Raw genomic sequence first — 4354 nt, forward strand, 5'->3', positions numbered from 1 at the left:
GGGAACCCGTCACCTCGGCATCTTTGGAGAAGATCGTCTGCCTGTCCGGCGATTACATCGAACGCCATTTTCGTAGGGAGACCGGGCAATCCATTGCGCAGTATTTACGGGCCAAAAGAGTGCTCGAGGCAAAACGGCTTCTCTCCCGGAGCGATATGACCCTGCAGGACATCTCCGAAGCCTCGGGTTTCGGCAGCCTTTCGACCTTCTACAAGGTTTTTCGCAAGGCGGTACACAATACCCCTGCCCAGTACAGGAAGGCAACCCGGGGATGAGCGACATCCGCGATCTCCTGTCCAAGGAGCTCCAAGAGGAACTTCAGGAATCTTTCGCCTTCGCTACGGGTTTCGGAGTCGTCTTTGTCGACCGGGAAGGGCGACATCTCGGAGAGGGAAGCAACTTCACGAGCTTTTGTCGTGCCATCAACGCAGATCCCGAGGGGGAAGGGTGCTGTCAGTGCTCCAATCAAAAGGCTCTGCGTATCGCTCTCGAGGAGGATCGCCCCAGCATATACATCTGTCATGCCGGATTGGTCAACATAGAGATCCCACTGATCCTGGAGGGGGAATTCGTCGGCGCGCTCACGGCAGGACAGGTTCTGTGCAGCGACACGGGATGTTTTCCCGAGGATGAAAAAGCGCCCGAAAAGTGGTGGGCGCAAAACGAGAACTACTCCCAATATTACGAGGAAATCCCTGTTTTCAGCCGCAAGCAGATTGAGGAGACTGCGCGGGCCCTTCAGAATCTCACCCGCTATATCCTGAACCTCAAGGCCCATGCCAAAATGCAGGAGGAGATCAACCAGGTCACACGGGAACTCCTAAGGAATCAGAAAAAGCAGATGGACCTGAAAAACCAGCTGTCCCAAGCTCGTTTCGAGGCCTTGCAGAAGCAGATCATGCCTCATTTCACCTTCAACGTTCTGAACTCCATATCACGCTCGCTGAGCCTGGGAAACGCGGAATGCGCCGAGGAGATGCTGAGTTCCTTCTCTTCCATGCTCCGCTACACTTTGACGCAGTCGACGAGCCACGTGACTCTCAGACAGGAGATCGACTACATCGATAACTACCTCAGTATTCAAAAACATCGGTTCGGGGATAGAATTGGTTACAGCATCCTCTGCGACAAATCGATGGAGACCCTGGTCCTGCCCTTCTTCACCCTGCAGCCCCTGGTGGAAAACGCTATCGAGCACGGCCTCCTCAATCCGGGACAACTGCAAGGAGGCAAGCTCCTCATCTCGTGCCAAAAAAAGCACGGGACCTGCGAGATCAAGATTATGGACGACGGGGCGGGCATTGAGGGGAAAAAACTCAAAGCGCTTCGCAAAAAACTTGGTTATACACGGAAGCGGATAACCCCGGGCGAGGGCATCGGGATGAGGAATTGCCTCGAAAGGCTGAAGCTGTTTTTCGGGGAACGATGCAGGGTGGAGATTCGGAGCCAGGAGGGAAAAGAAACGACGATTACCCTGTCGATCAAAGATGCGGGAGAGGCGCGAAAGCTGGTGTCAGGGCTCGAGTGCAACCTAAAAACGCCATAGACGCGCGTATCCGACACCCGTTTCACAGAGGACGCCGCACTCCCTCGACGGGGAGCGGAGCAAATTTCGAGAAGCTCAGGAGCCAGCGGGGACAGGCTCCTGAGGATAAAACGTCATCGGGACAAGAAACACCTCGTCACCTTCGCAGCACCTTCGACAGAAACTCCGCCGTCCGCGGCTCGCGCGGGCGGGCAAAGACCTCGTCGGGCGGCCCCTCCTCCGCAATGCGCCCCCGGTCCATGAAGAACACACGGTCGGCAAACTCGCGCGCAAATCCCATCTCGTGCGTGACCAGCAGCATCGTCATGCCGTCCCCGGCCAACTCCTTCATGACCTCGAGCACCTCTCCGATCATCTCGGGGTCGAGCGCGGAGGTCGGCTCGTCGAAGAGCAGAACCTCCGGGTCCATCGCAAGGGCCCGGGCGATCGCGACCCGCTGCTTCTGGCCCCCCGAAAGGCGCTCGGGCCACTCGTCGATCTTGTCCTCCAGGCCGACGCGCCGCAGAAGCTCCTCCGCAAGGGCGTCGGCCTCCTCCGCATCGGCCAGTCCCAGCGAGACCGGCGACAGGGTTATGTTGCTGCGCACGGTCAGATGCGGAAAGAGGTTGAAGTGCTGGAAGACCATGCCCATGCGCCGGCGGACCCGATCGATGTCGCAGCTCGGGGCCGTGACGGACTCCCCCCGGAAGAGGATCGTGCCGGCGCTCGGCTCCTCCATCCGGTTCAGGCAGCGCAGGAAGGTGCTCTTCCCGGAGCCCGAAGGGCCGATGACCGCCAGCCGTTCCCCCTTCGCCACCGTGGCGTCGATGCCGTTCAGCACGGGGACGCCCCCAAACTCCTTGCGCAGGCCGCGAACCTCGATCAAGGGCTCGCCGCATCCGAACGAACGCTCCTCAGCCGCACGTCCTTCAATCATTATGCCCTCCGGCTGCGGTGCAGCCACCTCTCCAGCCTGCGGACCAGTTCCGTCAGGACCAGTACCATGGCCAGATAGATCAGGGCCACCATCACCAGGGGCTGGGAATGCTCCAGCGTCAGGGCCTGAATGTTCTGTCCGGCGCGCGTCAGGTCGTCGATGCCGATGTAGCCGGCCACAGAGGTCTCCTTCAGCAGCGTGATGAACTCGTTAAAGAGCATGGGGACGACGTTCCTGAAGGCCTGGGGCAGGACGACGCGCAGCATCGCGATCCGGTAGGGCAGCCCCAGGGAGCGGGCCGCCTCCATCTGGCCGGGGTCGACGGCCTCGATCCCCCCGCGGAAGATCTCCGCGACGTAGGCCCCGGAATTGAGGCCAAAAGCCAGGATGGCGACGTGAAGCGTGTTGATGTCGCGTACCGCCGCGAATATGGAGAAGTTCCAGATCAGGAGCTGCACCATGACCGGGGTCCCGCGCATCACGGCGATGTAGAGGTTGGCCAAGGCGTTCAGCAGGCCGATCCGGGCCCCTCCCCGATGCGCCACCCGGATCACGCTGATCAGCAGGCCCAGGAAAAGGCCGATCACGGTCGCGAAGGAGGTCATGATCAGCGTGGCCTTCAGCCCGTCGATCAGCATCCTGTAGCGCCCGTCCAGGATGAAATTCTGGTGAAACTTCTCTCCAAACCCTACCCACGCGGCAGGGGAGAAAAAACCGCCGCGCGCCAGCAAAATGACGAGAAACGCCCCGCAGACGAGGAGGCCGGCGTTGCCACGTCCGGGCCTGCCCCATCCGCGGGACGATCCGTTTCCATTCGTTTCCGGGGAGGAGGCGGGCGTCATCGATACGCGCCCTCCTCCCCCAGGGTCCGCCCTCCCGTCATTTCCCGGCCGGCGCCTCGCAGTCGTCCGCCCGGACCACGGCCACCTGTTTCGCTCCCTCGACATAGTTGTCGGAGAAGTCCATGTTCTTCCTGCGGTCCTCGGTCACAGTGATCCCCGCGCAGATCATGTCGACCTTTCCCGAGGCCACGGCCATCGGCAGCGCGTCGAAGTTCATGTTCTCGACGACGAGCTCCCTGTTCAGGCGCTTGGCTATTCCGGCCGCCATCTCGATGTCGATGCCGATATAACCCTTGCCCACTTTGAGCTCGTAGGGTGCGAAACCGGCCTCCGTCCCCATGACCAGCTTTCCGCCCTCGGCCCCCTTGTTCAGGTCGATGTCCTCGGGCTTGACCGCGGCGTCGCCGTTGTACTTTTCCATGATCGCCGCCAGGGTCCCGTCCGCCTTCATGGCCGACAGAGCGGCATTGACCCGATCACGGAGCTCCGTGTTCCCCTTCTTGAAGCCAATGGCATAGCTCTCCTCGGAAAGGGGCTCCTGCATGACGGTAAGGTTCTCCATGCTCTTCAGGAAGCGCTGCGCCGGGGCCTCGTCCATGATCACCGCACGCACCTTGCCCTGCTGGAGCGCCGCGATCGCATCCACGTACTTCTCGTAGGTGGTCAGAAGCTCCTTATGCCCTTCCCCGAGCAGGTCCTCGGCCAGGGACTGCCCCACCGTACCGCGCTGCGCCGCCAGCTTCTGATCCTTCAGCTGGCCGATGGCCGACAACTTTTCCTCCGCCCCCGAGACGCCCGCAAAAAGGCATACCCCCAAAACGGCCCATGCGGCAAGGGCAGCAACCCGCCTCAAACCGTCGCTCCACTTCCCCACAGCGATCATCCTCTCATTTTTCACACAATAGGATTTTTCCAATCCGCATACTCCTCCCGATACTTCCCTTCCCGCGGGAAAAACGCTCTCATCCCTCGCAGGTCAACCATATATGGATTGATATTATAGCACCTTCACACCCAAAACGATAATGAAGATTACTTTTTATTTTCAAA

Annotated in this window: 5 protein-coding genes; 2 read left to right on the forward strand and 3 right to left on the reverse strand. The window is 60.3% G+C overall.

Annotated features, from left to right (window positions below; genetic code table 11):
- Both Q0176_RS10840 and Q0176_RS10845 read left to right on the forward strand, forming a co-directional pair.
- The coding region (locus tag Q0176_RS10840) for a helix-turn-helix transcriptional regulator (protein ID WP_299302827.1) at positions 1 to 275 on the forward strand (275 nt) is incomplete at its 5' end.
- Entirely contained in the window at positions 272 to 1546 is a 1275-nt protein-coding gene (locus tag Q0176_RS10845; RefSeq protein ID WP_299302830.1) for a PocR ligand-binding domain-containing protein, read from the forward strand. The genes Q0176_RS10840 and Q0176_RS10845, both read left to right, overlap by 4 nt.
- Positions 1547 to 1682: 136 nt before the next feature.
- On the opposite strand, the gene Q0176_RS10850 is transcribed toward Q0176_RS10845, so the two are convergent.
- From Q0176_RS10850 to Q0176_RS10860, 3 genes are read right to left on the reverse strand one after another with little or no spacing between them, the layout of a single operon-like run.
- Positions 1683 to 2411: an amino acid ABC transporter ATP-binding protein gene (locus Q0176_RS10850; RefSeq protein ID WP_366797475.1), complete on the reverse strand. Its 729-nt coding sequence runs from the start codon at positions 2409 to 2411 to the stop codon at positions 1683 to 1685.
- Between the two features lie 50 nt (positions 2412 to 2461).
- On the reverse strand, positions 2462 to 3304 hold the full coding sequence (locus Q0176_RS10855; protein WP_299302836.1) for an amino acid ABC transporter permease: 843 nt from the start codon (positions 3302 to 3304) through the stop codon (positions 2462 to 2464).
- 37 nt (positions 3305 to 3341) lie between these two features.
- Positions 3342 to 4157 (reverse strand): transporter substrate-binding domain-containing protein, encoded by an 816-nt coding sequence (locus Q0176_RS10860; protein WP_299302839.1) that lies wholly within the window; start codon positions 4155 to 4157, stop codon positions 3342 to 3344.
- Positions 4158 to 4354: the final 197 nt, after the last annotated feature.

It is taken from the genome of uncultured Fretibacterium sp. (assembly GCF_938040765.1).
In the GTDB taxonomy this organism is placed as follows: domain Bacteria; phylum Synergistota; class Synergistia; order Synergistales; family Aminobacteriaceae; genus CAJPSE01.